Below are 16,404 nucleotides of genomic sequence, written 5' to 3' on the forward strand. Positions count from 1 at the left end.
GTAACGATTCAGGACGATGTCCTCGCGGGACAGGGGTTCTGGATAGTTGCTATAAAAATAGATCAGATGTGCAAAAAATGCATATCAAAAAAATGAGGAGGAACAGTTATTATGAAAAGAAAAAAGAAATCTTCTGTAATAGCGGGATTTTTAGCGGGGGTCATGATGATGACCCAGGTACTGGAACTGGTACCGTCGCTGACCGTAAATGCAGCGCCTGTGACAAGGACTGAAACGTTTGACCTTTCAGTTTCGGATCCGGCATGGGTGAAGACAGGTACATTTGAAGCCGTGGAAGAAGGCGGCGTAGTATGGCATGACGTGAAAGCGGGAGCAAACAACAACAATGCAGACAACCCTGCAGTGCTTCTGAACACCAATGCCGCAACGGCAGGCATGTCAGACGGAACAGTGGAAATGACGATCAAGCCGGTATCGACACCTGCAAATACCAGATTTGGTCTATTTGTTAAATATGTGGATGCAACACATTATGTATATGCGGGATATAACGGCAGCGGCTGGTACTGGCAGTACCAGAACGGCACTGACGGAAGCTATGGAAGCTACCAGTCCGCACCAGCGCCGGCAGCCGGAGAGACCGTCGATGTGAAGGCAGAATTTGCCGGAACCACATTGAAATTCTATTTAAACGGCGTCTTAAAGGGAACGAATGAAATTGCAGCGCTTTCCGCATTTTCGAACCCTTCAGTCGGCTTAAGGGCAGCAACCTACGGCGGAGCAGTTACAGAAATCCAGTTTGCGAATACGGTAATCAAAAAGACCGTTGACGGTACAACTGAAACTGTAGTTGAAAACGGAGCTGATACATGGGCCCTGGCATCAACTGCAAGCGGTGAGACCTTTACAACAGCACCTGCAGTGCCTGATGCCACCTGGCTCAGGAACACCGGAGCAGCGGCAGCACTCTATCCGTGCGAAATGCAGAACGGATCTGTAGAAGCTGTATTAAGAGCCGATACAGCAGCGTCTGCTTCAAAGGCGGGAATCGCCTTGAGATATGTGGATGCGGATAACTGGGTTTTCGCAGGTTATGATACCACGGCAGGCTGGTATTACGAATATAAGGTAAATGGTACAGGAAACTATGGTTACTTTACCGATGCTGCAACACCTGCAGAGGGAACGGAAACCGCAGTCAAGGTTGCCCTTGAAGGCGGAAACCTTACCTTATATCTGGACGGTGTAAGCAAGGGAACAAAAGAGCTTGGAGATGCAGTTGCAGGAATGGCTGCAGGACAGATCGGCTTCCAGGCCCTGAATGCAAATACAGGCATCAGCGTGAATGCCATCAGCTACACAAAAATCTATGAAGCTGAAACGACAGAATATGTAAACAATTTCGATACTGCAGATTCAGCAGGCACATTCAGGAATATCGGAAACGTGCCATCTAACGCGACTTTTACAACCGTAGCGGATGAAGACGGCGGATACGCAATGAAGGCTGCTGTCGGAGCTGATTCAGCCAACAAGACGATCATGGTGGATTCCAATAGCGGGATGTTCAAAAACGGCGTAATCGAATTCGACGTTACTCCTGAATCAGACGGAACAAGATTCGGAACTGCACTCCGTGCGACAGGAAACAACAGCCTGATCTTCATCGGATGCGGCGATTCTCCAAACCAGTGGTTCTACGAGGTATGGAGCGAAAACGGAAACTCATGGAGCAGCATGTTCGAGGGTCCGGCCCTTACCGCAGGAACGACACGCCACATCAAGGTAAAACTGCTTGATACGGCAATTACGCTCTGGGTCGACGAAACCAAAGTGATTTCAGCATCACTTCCTTCGGCAGCTCCGACCGGTGAAGGATATTTCGGACTTTACAAATTAAGGTCAGCCAACTCTTTTGTAATAGACAACCTTTCAATCAGGGAAATCGTACCGGCAGCAGAACCGACGACACCTGAAAATATCACGACAATCACTTCGGAAAAACTCACGGCAGCCATTGATCAGGTGTTCCCGAGAGTAAAAGGATACACCTACCACGGAACAACGGACAAGAACTTCTACGGACAGACAGAAAGCATCTATGGAGTCAAGATCAACGGCCTTCTCCTCTATCCGCAGGTAACATTCAACGGAGTATCGGAAGCAGGAGATTCAGCAACCTACACGCTGACTGCGAAGGATACGGACAATGACATCGATGCAGTAATCGATGTGAAGATCAGTGTTGCAGACAATGATCTTACTTATGAAATCACAAAGGTACAGAACAATATTCAGGATGTACAGAAGATCAACACCATTGAAATCCCTGAACTGAATCTTGTATCAGTTAAGAGCACACAGGCAGGAGCTGCTTTCAAGGGCACTACCATATCTGGAAACACGACTGTATGTGGTGACTCGGCAATCACATTCGACAGCGGATTCACTGCAAATGAAACAGCAGGCTATGCATACGCATTCGTTTCAGCGGACGGCTTAAGCGCAGGCATCTGGAGCAATTCAGAAGCACCAGGCGACAAGAGGGTGACGAGAAACAATACGGCAGATACTATCTCGCTGGCAAGTTCCTTATGGTATTACCAGGTAGATATGATGGGCGCACCGCAGGAAGAGCTTCCTTGCACAAAAGTATGCATCACGCCGGATGTAAATGACGACGGTGCTGCAGACTGGCAGGACGGCGCGATCGAATACCGTGACATTATGAATAATCCTTTGGGTTCAGAGGATATCCCTGAACTTGTAAACTACCGAATCGTCATGAACTTCTCAAGCCAGGCGACAAATCCATTCCTCAAATCAGCAGATAATATCAAAAAGGTATATCTTGCAACTGACGGACTGGGACAGGCAGTTATGCTCAAGGGGTATGCGAACGAAGGACATGACTCCGGACATTCAGACTACGGCGACATCGGTGAACGTATCGGTGGAGCAACAGACATGAACACCCTGATCGACATCGCTCATGAATATGATGCCCAGATCGGCGTTCATATCAATGCACAGGAAACATATCCTGAAGCAGACATGTTCAGTGAAGAATTGATCAATGGAAGAGCAGACGGATGGGACTGGCTGGATCCTTCCTACACGATCAACAGGAATTATGACCTGTCATCAGGGGCAAGGGCAGCAAGACTTCAGTCATTAAAAGACCAGGTTCCTGAAATGGATTTCATCTACCTCGATGTATGGTATGGGGATTCATGGGAAACAAGAAGAATTGCAGAACAGATCAACAACCTCGGATGGAGATTTTCCACGGAATTCGGAACAGCAGGTGAATACAACTCTACATGGCAGCACTGGGCAACGGAAGCAAGCTATGGCGGCGCTGCATCCAAGGGAATCAACAGTGAAGTGATCCGTTTCATCAGGAATCACCAGAAAGATTCTTTCGTGCTCAACCATCCGCCATACAGCGGAACAGCCGACAACCCATTGTTGGGCGGAGCGGAGCTTACAGGCTTTGAAGGCTGGACAACAAACAACTTCGATAACTACATCGTTGAGACATTTACTGACAACGTACCTGCAAAATTCCTGCAGCATTATGAAGTGACCAACTGGACAGACTATGCAGCTGATGATGCAGCATGCAGGACAGCAAATAAGGAAAAAGAAATCGCATTAAAGAACGATGAGGGCGACAAAGTCGTTGTAACAAGGAATGTCGGTACTGTAAGAAACGACAGCATCATTGAAAGAACCATTACCTTAAACGGAGTCAAGGTTCTTGAAGACGACGCATACCTTCTTCCATGGGCTGACGATGCAGCACCGGGCGGAGAAAAGCTTTACCATTTCAACTATGATGGCGGAGAAACCACATGGGAACTGCCGGCTGGATGGAATGCGTTAGAAAACGTAAAGATTTATCAGTTGGCAGACGAAGGAAAAATCAATGAACAGACACTCCCGGTAACAAATGGAGCAATCACGTTCAATGCCACAGCAAAAACTCCTTATGTCGTATATCAGGGAACAGCAGCAGAAGTAACAGTTGAATTCGGAACAGGATCACATGTAACAGACCCTGGATTCAACAGCAACGGACTCTTCGCATGGACAGCAACAGATGCTGACGGTGCGGCATCCGTTCAGGAATTATTTGGCGACGAAGCGCTCGTAATCGGCACTTCTGCAACCAACGTATCACTTTCACAGACCATCACAGGCCTGACGCCAGGCAAGGGTTATGTGGCACAGGTTTACGTGGACAACAGAAGCGATGCAGCAGCAAGAATCGCAGTTACAAATGGAACTGAAATCATATCAAACTACACAATGGCATCCATTGCACAGAACTTTGTAAAATGTGATGCACATAACAGGAACCTCAAGAGTCAGAGCATGTTCCAGATCATGCTTGTAAGCTTTACGGCAGCAGGTGAGACAGCAACCCTTACGCTGTCACGCGATGCAGGAACAGGAAAAGCATATTTCGATGACATCAGAATCATTGAAAAGACTTTAACAAACAAGGCTGACGAAACAACCTTCGTTCAGGACTTTGAAACAGTTGCACAGGGATGCTACCCGTTTGTATTCGGACCGGCACAGGGTGTGACAGACCACAGGACACATTTATCAGAGAAACATGCACCTTATACCCAGAAGGGATGGGGCGGCAGAGTAACAGATGATGTGCTTGAAGGAAACTGGTCCTTAAAGAATCATGACAGTTCCTATGAAGGCGTCATCTACAAGACGATCCCACAGAACTTCAGATTCGAACCAGGGGTAACCTACACAGTAAGCTTCGACTATCAGACAGGACTTGAAGGCGGATATGCATTCGTAACTGGCGATGGAACGGGAGAACCGGCAGTAGGCGATACCTATGCGCAGGCATTGAACACAACCACCTACACGACGCAGATCACAGGAAGCAGCTCAGGCCAGACATGGTTCGGCATCTACGGAACTACAGTTGACGGAAGCGGCAATCTGGGACAACAGGACTTCATATTAGACAACCTCAGGATTTCGGTCACAAGCAAAAAAGATCTGCAGGCTGCCTACAACCAGTATGAAGCGCTTTCGGACGACAGCTACGAAGAGACAGGATGGGCAGCTTTCGCAGCAGCACGCGACAATGCACTGGCTGTACTGGAAGACACATCAGCAACGGATGAAGAAATCCAGAGCGCGCAGACAGCATTGGTTCAGGCACAGGCAGCTCTTGTAACGGATCCTGTTAAAGCATTCGTAGTAAGGCTTTACGAAAAAGTGCTCGGCAGGACGGCAGCAGAAGAGGAAATCAGCTACTACACCACATCTCTTACTGCAAAAGACAAGACAGGTGCAGACGTAGGCCGCGGATTCGTATTCAGCCCTGAATTCACAGACCGTGCATTAAGCAATGCGGATTACGTTGAAGTATTATATGAAACATTCATGGGACGTACATCCGATGCGGAAGGCAAGGCATACTGGACAAACTATCTGGACAACGGCGTATCGAGATATTTTGTATTCAGAGGATTTGTAGAATCCCCGGAATACACAGACATCTGCAGTACATACGGAATCGAAAGAGGAACGGCAGACATTACAGATGCCAGAGACATGAATGTAAACCTCACCATGTATGTCAACCGTTTATATCGTGAAGCATTAGGCAGGGAAGCAGAAGAAAACGGACTGAACTATTATGCGGCAGAAATTCTTGCAGGCAGGGTAACGGCAATCCAGGCGGCCCAGAACTTCATATGCTCGTCCGAATTCCGGGACAAGAACCTGGAAGATGATGATTATGTAAAAGTATTATACAGAACCTTCATGGGAAGGGAATTTGATCAGAGTGGACTTGAGTACCACATGGAAAGGCTTTCAAATGGAGTAACAAGGGAAGATGTGTTGCTCGGATTTGCAATGTCATCTGAATTCGATCAGATCATGAGTGGATTTGGGGTAAAATAAAGACAGGTAACAGGCCAGGGTTTCCGCTTCGTCGGATGTTTGCTGTAGTGACGGCATTCGGGCGAAGTGGAAACTCTTTTCCTATTGCTTGAACTGCGGTTTTTAGAGGAAGTGAGAGATGAAGGAGTACTACCAATTAATTAATGAAGGGGAAGTTATGAAATGAAATTAGAAAAGACATTAGAAAATTTAAAAAAATATAAGCAGGAGTTAGCTCCAAAATACGCATACAGGATTGAACCAAAGGAACCGGTGGAATCTACAGAAGAAATACTGAAGGAAGTAGCTGACTATTTTCAGTCACAGGGAAAAATAATTTCAATTGTTAAAGGACAGCCATTTCCAATTATTGCTTTAGAGGGAAATGAATATATAGTCAGAACAGATCGATTTGTTGGTTTGTTTGGAGGTGGGAGAAAAACAGAAGAACCTTTTCCGAATAAATATTATGGAGGGAGCATTGGAAATATTGCGGGATATAAATTTATTTATATTTATCCGTTTACAGAAGGAAAAAGCTGATGCAAAATGAAAAAAAATTTTTTAACATTTACGAATTTGTTTGTTTATGTTATAATTATTATCGAAATGCGGTTTCGTATTTCAGGGGATGTATAATTATAAGAGGACAAAAATAGACCACGGCATATAATCACCATTCACTTGGTCGCAGAACAAAGGGGAGTTACTGCGGTAGGCTTGGTTTATTCTCTATACGATTATACAAAATTTGCATCAGCCGGATTCCGAACAAGGACACTGCTTATGACGCGTATAATTTGTAGGTGGAACAAATAAAGGCTTTCATGGGCGGATGTAACAAGGCGGATCCGGCCGTATGTAATAAAATATATGCACGAATGAATTGGGTTGAGGCTGTCTGGTACAGTGTGCAACTGACTCCCACTAATTTAACTTTATCAAGAAAGTCCATAACCTGCTTCTTCAAGCGGGGGTATGGACTTGCTTGTTTCAGTAGGAGTCCAAACTCCGACTGAAATACCACGAAGTGGTAATAAGGTTATGAGCAAGTAGCTTTAGCGGATTGCGAATATCCGCTTTAACAAGTGAGAATGATTCCGCAATTGCGGTTTTGTGAGAAAAGGGCCCTGCATTCCGCCGTCAAAGGTGGTCTGCAGGGCCCTTTTTGAAAGGAAGAGAAATCATGAACTACACCTATATATTGAAATGCAGCGACGAATCCCTGTATACGGGATGGACCAATAACCTGGAAAAGAGGATTGCCGACCACAACAGTGGGAAGGGGGCAAAGTATACAAGGGGAAGAGGGCCGGTCAGCCTCCTGTATTATGAAACCTTCGAAACCAGGGAAGAGGCCATGAGGCGTGAGAATGAAATCAAGAAGCTGGGCAGGAATGAAAAAATCAGGCTGACAGCCGGATTTGAGAATCCGGATCCAGCCTGATTTTTTCGCAAGCGAAACTCTTTGTTTTCAGATTATACGACAGGCATGTCCGCAATAAAGGCATACATCAGAATGATATGGCACAGGCTTCCACCCAAAACGAAAAGATGAAAGATTTCATGGGATCCGAAATACTGATGCTTCGAATTGAAGATAGGCAGCTTCAGGGCATATATGATCCCGCCGACAGTGTAGATCAGACCTCCTGCAAGAAGCCAGATGAAAGCAGCCGTTGACAGGGAGTTTAAAAGCTGTGTGAAAGCGAGCACGCATGCCCAGCCCATCCCGATATAGAGTACCGATGAAAACCATTTCGGGCAGGTTATCCAGAACGCCTTGACGATGATGCCTCCGATAGCAATCCCCCAGACAACTGCAAACAGCATGAATCCGGTCTTACCGCCCAATGCGATCAGGCATATGGGAGTATAGGAACCAGCAATCAGCACGAATATCATCATGTGGTCGATTTTCCGGAGGATCTTGTTGACTTCCGGCGAAAAGTTGAATGTATGGTATGAGGTTGAGGCAGCATACAGAAGGATCATGCTTATAATGAAGACTGCCAGTGAAAACAGATGTATGCGGTCTGGGTTGCCGGCAGCTTTGATCAGAAGCGGCAGAGCTGCGAATATCGCCATGAGCATTCCTATAAAATGGGTGATTGCGCTTCCAGGATCTTTCGGTTTGGTAATAGCTTCTTTAAATGACATGGATGAAGACCTCCTTATAAAATTATATGTAGTTTTAAAAACTACATCATCTATGCTTAATACTACAACATAAGTAAATTAAAATCAAGTCAAAAAAATGGTTTGACATACTGTGATATTTGTGTTAGTTTTATATATGTGATGCTTTGTCTGGATTAATAACTAAATGAAAAGTTGAGTTTAAGCCCTGTACAACTTATGTATAAGAGCTTTTTTTATGGGAAAAATGTGGAAGAATTAGAGAAAATAGACATAAAAATTCCGCACGAGATATATATAGGCCTGCAAGACAGGCATATGAATAAATGGTGATTATAATCTCATATTGAATAGTCCTTGGCAAAGAAACCTGTAGATAAACAGATTTTTTAACAAGAAAGGAAATATAGTATTTATGGAAACAGTTAGATTTGATGAACTTGGTCTGTCAGAACAGATATTAAAAGCGGTAACAGCAATGGGATTTGAGGAGGCATCTCCGATTCAGACCAAAGCGATTCCGGTAGCTCTGTCAGGTAAGGATCTCATCGGCCAGGCGCAGACAGGAACTGGAAAAACTGCAGCCTTCGGTATACCGATGCTCGAAAAGATTGACATGAAGGATAAGAGCTTACAGGGAGTTATACTCTGCCCTACAAGAGAGCTTGCAATCCAGGTTGCAGAAGAGATGAGGAAATTATCCAAATTCATGCACGGAATCAAAGTCCTTCCTATTTATGGCGGACAGGATATCGTGAAACAGATCCGTTCATTAAAAGCCGGAACACAGATCATCATCGGAACTCCGGGCCGTGTAATGGATCATATGAGAAGAAAAACAGTTAAGTTCGACAGCGTTAAGATGATCGCTCTTGATGAAGCTGATGAAATGCTGAACATGGGATTCCGTGAAGATATCGAAACAATCTTAAAGGAAATCCCGGAAGAAAGACAGACGATCCTGTTTTCAGCTACAATGCCGAAAGCAATCATGGATATCGCGAAAACATACCAGAAGGATGCAGAACTTGTCAAAGTAATCAAAAAAGAACTTACAGTTCCGAAAATCGAACAGTATTACTATGAAGTAAAACCTAAGAATAAGGAAGAAGTGCTTTCAAGACTTTTAGACATGTATGACCCTAAATTATCTCTCGTTTTCTGTAACACAAAGAGAATGGTAGACGAGCTGGTTACCGCTCTTCAGGGAAGAGGATACTTTGCGGAAGGACTTCACGGAGACCTGAAACAGAGCCAGCGAGACCGTGTAATGAACGGCTTCAGGAACGGAAAGACTGAAATCCTTGTTGCAACTGATGTTGCAGCCAGAGGTATCGATGTTGATGACGTTGAAGCGGTATTCAACTATGACATCCCACAGGATGACGAATACTATGTACATAGAATTGGAAGAACAGGAAGAGCCGGAAGAATGGGAAGAGCGTTCTCATTCGTTGCAGGAAAAGAAATCTACAAACTGAAAGATATCATGAAATACTGCAAGACAAAAATCCTTGCTCAGCCAATCCCTTCAGCAGATGATGTGGCTTCAACAAAAGTAAGCAAAATCCTTGACCGCGTGAGCGCAATCATCGGCGAAGAAGATCTTACAGAAATGATCAACATCATCGAAAGCAGAATCAATGAAGAAGATTACACTTCAATGGATCTTGCTGCTGCATTCCTGAAGCTCTCCATGGGAGAAGACCAGTCATCAGCAATTGAAAGCTTTGATCCGAACAGAACTGATTTTGGAGATACAGGCGCTGAAGAAGGCATGGTACGTCTTTTCATAAACATCGGAAAGAAACAGAATGCACGTCCTGGCGATATCCTCGGAGCAATCGCAGGCGAAACAGGAATGCCTGGAAAATTAGTAGGAAGCATCGACATGTATGACAAATACACATTCGTTGAAGTTCCTAAGGAATATGCATCTGCAGTGCTCAAAGCAATGGAAAGTGCAAAAATCAAAGGCAGATCAGTAAATATCGAACCAGCAAACCAGAAGTAGAAAATGGACATATAGCTGAACTGCTATATAAGTCATAGGCCCGGACAGGCTATGTTCGACAGAATACATAAAAAATCACCCTTTTATATTGGCAGCCGCCAGTATGGAGGGTGATTTTTTTTGATTCTTAATGGAGCAATCACGCATGATAGCGCTAATAATGCTTATTGTACAAAGAAAATAGATGCACAGATAAATAATTTCCAGAGAGGATTACGTATAATTACTATATATGATTTCTTTGAGAAGAAAAAAGGAGCAGGCCGAAGGCAAAAGGAGGAATGGAAGACATCGTTTAATTGGCAGCAATTGCAGTTTCCAGAGTTTTGTACAGGTACGCCAAAGATAGCAGCCGGCTGAGTGTTCAGGATTCTGGATTATGGGAGACTGGAAAATCTATCAAGGTAGAAGTGGGGAAAGAAAAATGAAAAAGTCAAGGAGCTTTAAAAATCGCCTGTTACATTTTGTAATGGCTTTTGTTATTGTCTTTACAACTGTTCTGCAGTCAGTCGGAACAGTAAGTTATGCAGCGGCAGCGGATGAGGTCACGACAATTCCGCACACGAAAATTACAGGAACAAACAACAAATTTACATTTTCAAGTAACTGGAGTGCAGGAAATGCAGCCCATGTCTGGTCCAATGCTGTTGGAACCGAAGCCGGAACAACCACTGCTGATACATGGTATGAAGTGCAGTTCGTAGGCAATAAAATAGATGTTTACGCCGGCAAAAACAGGCCTATGGGTAAAGTCCACTATTATGTAGATGGTGTGGACAAGGGCGTATTCAGTCTTTACAATTCATCAAATATTGACTCGACGCTGATTACAACAATTTCAGGACTTGCAGAAGGTCCTCATGTATTCAGAGCAGTAGCGACAGGTGAAAGGGATGCTTCATCCACAAGCAATTTAATTGATTGTGCACAGGTAGTGGTATATCACGCACCTTATCAGGTAACTGACGTGGCCGTAGCGGAAACGTCCTTATCCATTCTTCAGGGTGCACAGAGTCAGATCAGCTATACGGTAACGCCTGACTATGCAGAAGTAACGGATTTTGTGTATACTTCTGACAAACCGGCAGTCGCAACTGTCACTGCAGCCGGGCTGATTGAAGCAGTATCCGCCGGAACTGCCGTGATTACAATGACTTCTGCAAAAAACAATATTTCCAGAACAGTCACTGTAACTGTAACATCTGCAAATCCACAGATCCATGGAAGCATCGTAGATACCAATACCCAGTATACACAGGACCGCTATGCCGAGATTTCAAATCTTGGGGTAGTAAGCAAGAGCCTGTATGCGTGGAAAAATGATAAGGCCGTTTCCGAAATAGCCCTGATCAGCAGGAGCTCAGCGCTTTCAAACGTAAAAGTGGAAGCAACTGATTTTACGAATGGAGCCAGTATCCTGGCTAAAGAAAACGTGAAGGCAACATTTATAAAATCTGCCCTTGCTTATACAGGCATGCCAGGTTATGGCAGCACCACAAGAGCCGTTCCAACAGGAAGCAGAGCCGAAACAAATGATATCCTCTACCAGTCAGCACCAATTTCCATTCCGTTCAACAGTGTTCAGCCAGTATGGGTTGAATTTTCCGTGCCGGCAGGAACTCAGGCAGGTACCTATACAGGAAAGATCAAGGTGACTGCAGACGGAGTTGCCACCCCTCTGGAATTCGCCTACAGCCTTGAAGTAATGGATGCAGCTCTTACTGATGTAGCTTCTTTCAAGGATGGATTCGACATTGAATTGTGGCAGAATCCATACAGCGTAGCTGAGTATTACAATGTAACTCCTTTTTCCCAGGAACATTTTGAAATTTTAAGGCCACATATGTTAAAGTACAAAGAAATCGGCGGACATTCCATCACTACTACAATTGTGGAAGATGCATGGAGCGGACAGACTTACAGTGCCAACTCAGTACATTATCCTTCCATGGTAAAATGGACAAAGAAGGCAGACGGTTCCTTTGCTTTTGACTATACCAGCTTTGATAAATGGGTGCAGTTCAACAAGGACCTTGGCATAGGCGATAAGATTGTTGCCTACAGCATTGCGCCATGGCACAATTCTTTTACATATTATGATGAAGCTACATCACAGAATGTAATGCTTTCTTTTTCTTCAGCAGGAACAGCGGAATACACACGTATCTGGAGACTTTTCCTGAATGATTTCGTGACACATCTGGAAGCAAAAGGCTGGTTCGACCAGACCTATATAGGTATCGATGAACGCGGCTTCAGTGCGGCGGCATTTGATTTGATCGACAGCGTAAGAGGCATCCATGGAGACTCCCTGAAAACAGCAGGAGCAATGGATGGTTTTGTGACCAAGAAAGACCTGGCAATGAGAGTTGATGACCTGAATGTAGGTTCAGTAGCTGTAAAAGCCCATCCAACAGACTTTGCACAGCTTTTGGCAGACCGTAAGGCGGCAGGCCTCCGTACAACGGTGTATTCCTGTACAGGCCATATTCCGGGAAACTTTTCCCTGAGTGCGCCATCGGAATCCTACTGGACCATGATGTATTCCTATTCTGTAGGAGGACAGGGCTTCTTAAGATGGGCATATGACTCCTGGGTAGAGAATCCATTGGAAGATACCACACACAACGCATTTGAGGCCGGAGACTGCTTCCTGATCTTCCCGGATGAAAGAACTGCTGAAACGCCGGTTTCAAAATCAAGCGTAAGACTTGAAAAAATGGCAGAAGGCGTAAGGGACGTCAATAAACTGATGCTGATCAGGAAAAATGCCCCTACACTCGCAGCCGAAGTGGATGCTTTGATGGCAACGGTAAAAGGCAGTTATGCATCTTCAGGCTATTACCTGACTGCAGAAGGCAAGGCAGCTGTTTCTGCCGATATGGACAACATAAAAGCAGATATTCAGACCCTTTCTGCAACCTATATCAATGTGCTTAAAACTGGTACAACAGCAGTCGAATCTATATCCATGCAGGAAGGAAACACCCTTTCCTTAACGACAGGATCAACTTCCCAGCTTCATGCACAGGTTCTGCCAGCTACACTGATCAACCCATATGTAAACTGGTCTTCTTCAAACGCAGGCATTGCTGCTGTGGATGCAAATGGACTCGTTACAGCAAAAGCAGCTGGTACAGCGGAAATTACTGCGGCTTCACAGGCTGATCCGACAAAGACCGTAAAAATCACTATTACAGTAGCCAATGCATCAATTGATACTGCAGCACAGACATCCTATTATTCCTTTGACGATGTTGAAGGAACAGCGGTAACTGACAGCTGGGGAAATGCAGACGGCGTCCTCACAGGCGGAACGGTTGTGAATGGAAGAAGCGGAACAGCGCTCCGTTTTGCAAAAGAAGACAAACTGGAAATCACTTCTCCAGTGACCCTTAGCAAGAACTGGACAGTATCCTGCTGGGTCAATTATGAAGAAACAAACGAAACCTCATCCATTTTCTGGGATGGAAAGGCATTTACAAATGCCAGCTCACAGAACGGCTCAGTTTCCATTGATGCCCGCCGTGATGCTTCAGTAGCAAAAATGTCGATTCATATCGTAGAAGGATATTCGACACAGAATTATCAGTTGCCAAGAAATACCTGGAAACATGTAACATTTGTAAGTTCAGCTTCTGCCCTGAAGCTGTATATCGATGGAACGCTTGTTGGCACAAATGAATGGGACCAGAATACAAGAACACCTGTTATCGCACCTACCAAGGTAATCGGCGGTCGCGGATTTGCAGGTATGATAGATGAGGTCAAAGTATTTAACCGTGCCCTGACCGAGCAGGAAATCAGCACGCTGCCTGTTTTCAATGGTATCAGCGTTGCAGAATCCACAAAGAACCTTTCAACAGGTGACACTTACCAGATCAATGCAGCCATACAGTCCGATAACGCTGACAAGACTCTTACCTACCAGTCCGGCAATACGCAGGTTGCCACAGTCAGTGAAACAGGTCTGGTTACAGCGAAAGGAAAAGGAACCGCAGTCATCACGGTTGAGAATGCAGCGACAGGATTGTCAGAAACGGTTACAATCAGCGTTACAACGCGCCTGCAGATCCAGTACACGATTCCGCAGTACAGGCTGGATGAAAAACACATTTCAACAATTGAAAACGGCAAAGGTACTGACCGCCAGTATCTGGGTCAGCCGGATATGGTGCTGCTGAATGACGGCGTATCATTGCTTACAGCTTATCCGATTGGACACGGAAAAGGCCCTCTTGTGCTCAAGAAGAGCTATGACGGCGGTGCTACATGGGTGGAAAAGGAAACTCCTTCTTCATGGGCAAGATCCATGGAAACACCGACTATGTTCAAGCTGAATCTGAAGAATGGTACAGAAAGGATCATGATGATCACAGGCTGTCCTGGATGGGGAGACGGCACTACTGGCTGGAATACTTCCTATTCTGATGACGGCGGAGAAACCTTTACAGAATACAAACACTGGTACACCAATATTGGAACGACACCTAACAAGACAATTGTACCAATGGCAAGTCTTGTGCAGATGAAAGATGCCAACGGAAACCTGATCGACAAATGGATGGGTGTATACCACGACTTTGGCTATGTAAATTACAAAACCTATCTGACTTTTGACGAAAACGGAAACGAACAGTGGAGCGAACCAGTTCCATACCTTAGCAGCTACCGTTCAATCGAATCAACTTACCAGATCTGTGAAGTCGGAATGTTCCGCTCGCCGGATGGAAGAAGGATAGTTGGACTTGCAAGAAGCCAGTCACATATGCATAAATCTGTTATGTTCTATTCAGATGACGAAGGCGAGACATGGAGCAGACCTGAAGAACTTCATGGATCCCTCCAGGGTGAAAGGCACAAGGCTGTATACGATCCTGTAAGCGGACGCCTTGTCATTACATTCCGTGAAATCACCTTGGATTACGACAAAGATGGACTGATTGAATCAAATGACTGGATGGCAGGAGACTGGGTAGCATGGGTCGGTACATATGAAGACCTGATACAGCAGAACGAAGGAGAATACAGAATTCTTCTGAAAGAAGACTTTGCAAACAATGCCAAATCCGGAGACACAGGATATGCCGGAATCGTCGTACAGTCTGACGGAACCTTTATTATGGATTCCTACGGACACTGGGATCAGGCGTTTTCATTGTCCTGGACCGGTGGAGTCACAACGGATCTCTGTTATATTGTCCAGGCTAAATTCAAGCTGGGTGAAGTTGACAACGCTAACGGCCGTGTAAGCAGAACGGCCCTGGAAACAACAATCCAGACTGCAAACGGCGTCGACAGGACAAAATATACGGAAGAGAGCCTTGACGCATTTGAAGCAGCCCTTGCAGAAGCAGACACAGTTAAAAATGACCTGAGTGCTGCACAGGTTCAGATCAACAGCGCAGAGAACGAACTTAAAGCAGCCATAACTGCACTTGTACCAGCAGAAGAGGTTATTGTAACACCTGCTGATAAAGTAAGGGAGTTTGTCTTAAGGCTTTATTCCAAGGTCCTTGAAAGGACTGCAGCGGATGAGGAGATTTCCTTCTATACAGATAACCTCAACTCCCATGCATCATCCGGAGCGGATGTAGGAAAAGGCTTTATCTTCAGCCCTGAGTTTACAGGCAAAAACCTGAGCAACGGAGACTACATCGAAGTATTATACCAGACCTTTATGGGACGCGGCTCTGATGAAGGCGGAAAGGCTTACTGGCTGGATATGCTTGACAACGGAGTTTCCAGAGAATTTGTATTCCGTGGATTTGTGGAATCGGAAGAATATACAGATATCTGCAGTTCCTATGGAATCGAACGTGGATCCATGGTGCTGGAGGAAGCCAGAAACCAGAATGCCGGCTTGACCATGTTTATATCCCGTATATATACGAAGGCTTTGGGAAGAGCGGCGGAAACTAATGGGCTGGAATACTATGCAAGAGAAATCCTTGCGAAAAACGTAACCCCTGTACAGGCTGCCCAGAACTTTATCTTCTCGTCAGAATTTGAAGACAGGAAGCTTTCAAATGAAGACTATGTGAAAGTCCTTTACCAGACCTTTATGGGAAGGGAATATGATCAGGGAGGACTTGATTACCACTTGAAGAGAATGAGTGAGAACGTAAGCCGTGCAGACATCCTGAATGGATTTGCGAATTCACCGGAATTCAAAGAAATTATGAGCGATTTTGGTCTGTAAGGACTTGCTAATGAAACGAATAGCAGAATAAATCAATTGCAGGAGCCCTTTCCGGGTAAAAACGGAAAGGGCTCTTGTTGCTGGTTTGGAGAGAGAACAGTAATGTGCTCCTGTTTTCTGCTTTATATATGGAAAGAAAAGAATTACGTGGTATAAT

Annotated in this window: 7 protein-coding genes; 6 read left to right on the plus strand and 1 reads right to left on the minus strand. The window is 45.1% G+C overall.

What is annotated here, in order from left to right; genetic code table 11:
- Positions 1-111: 111 nt before the first annotated feature.
- The 3 genes from BJR36_RS07235 to BJR36_RS07245 all read left to right on the plus strand — a co-directional run bounded on the left by BJR36_RS07235 (position 112) and on the right by BJR36_RS07245 (position 7,339).
- A complete protein-coding gene (locus BJR36_RS07235; RefSeq protein ID WP_091232205.1) occupies positions 112-5,913 on the plus strand; it encodes an endo-alpha-N-acetylgalactosaminidase family protein in 5,802 nt (1,933 codons plus the stop codon).
- Between the two features lie 162 nt (positions 5,914-6,075).
- Positions 6,076-6,435: a hypothetical protein gene (locus tag BJR36_RS07240; RefSeq protein ID WP_091232208.1), complete on the plus strand. Its 360-nt coding sequence runs from the start codon at positions 6,076-6,078 to the stop codon at positions 6,433-6,435.
- A gap of 643 nt (positions 6,436-7,078) precedes the next feature.
- Entirely contained in the window at positions 7,079-7,339 is a 261-nt protein-coding gene (locus BJR36_RS07245; protein WP_091232210.1) for a GIY-YIG nuclease family protein, read from the plus strand.
- A gap of 32 nt (positions 7,340-7,371) precedes the next feature.
- Here BJR36_RS07245 and trhA read toward each other — a convergent pair whose 3' ends face one another.
- The gene (gene trhA, locus BJR36_RS07250) at positions 7,372-8,052 is read right to left on the minus strand and encodes a PAQR family membrane homeostasis protein TrhA (RefSeq protein ID WP_091232212.1); all 681 of its coding nucleotides are present in this window, start codon (positions 8,050-8,052) and stop codon (positions 7,372-7,374) included.
- A gap of 394 nt (positions 8,053-8,446) precedes the next feature.
- Between trhA and BJR36_RS07255 the strand changes: the two genes are divergently transcribed.
- From BJR36_RS07255 to BJR36_RS07265, 3 genes are all read left to right on the plus strand, one after another.
- Positions 8,447-10,045, plus strand: a complete 1,599-nt coding sequence (locus tag BJR36_RS07255) for a DEAD/DEAH box helicase (RefSeq protein WP_091232215.1) — start codon at positions 8,447-8,449, stop codon at positions 10,043-10,045.
- A gap of 120 nt (positions 10,046-10,165) precedes the next feature.
- The gene (locus tag BJR36_RS07260) at positions 10,166-10,405 is read left to right on the plus strand and encodes a hypothetical protein (RefSeq protein ID WP_091232216.1); all 240 of its coding nucleotides are present in this window, start codon (positions 10,166-10,168) and stop codon (positions 10,403-10,405) included.
- A 64-nt stretch (positions 10,406-10,469) separates the two neighbouring features.
- Positions 10,470-16,247: a glycoside hydrolase domain-containing protein gene (locus BJR36_RS07265; protein ID WP_169823618.1), complete on the plus strand. Its 5,778-nt coding sequence runs from the start codon at positions 10,470-10,472 to the stop codon at positions 16,245-16,247.
- Positions 16,248-16,404 lie beyond the last annotated feature (157 nt).

It is taken from the genome of Anaerobium acetethylicum, from assembly GCF_900096945.1.
GTDB classification, from domain to species: domain Bacteria; phylum Bacillota; class Clostridia; order Lachnospirales; family Lachnospiraceae; genus Anaerobium; species Anaerobium acetethylicum.

Coding starts and splice junctions, on each gene's coding strand:
- BJR36_RS07235 (WP_091232205.1), top strand. CDS start 112: ATGAAAAGAAAAAAGAAATCTTCTGTAATAGCGGGATTTTTAGCGGGG.
- BJR36_RS07240 (WP_091232208.1), top strand. CDS start 6,076: ATGAAATTAGAAAAGACATTAGAAAATTTAAAAAAATATAAGCAGGAG.
- BJR36_RS07245 (WP_091232210.1), top strand. CDS start 7,079: ATGAACTACACCTATATATTGAAATGCAGCGACGAATCCCTGTATACG.
- trhA (WP_091232212.1), bottom strand. CDS start 8,052: ATGTCATTTAAAGAAGCTATTACCAAACCGAAAGATCCTGGAAGCGCA.
- BJR36_RS07255 (WP_091232215.1), top strand. CDS start 8,447: ATGGAAACAGTTAGATTTGATGAACTTGGTCTGTCAGAACAGATATTA.
- BJR36_RS07265 (WP_169823618.1), top strand. CDS start 10,470: ATGAAAAAGTCAAGGAGCTTTAAAAATCGCCTGTTACATTTTGTAATG.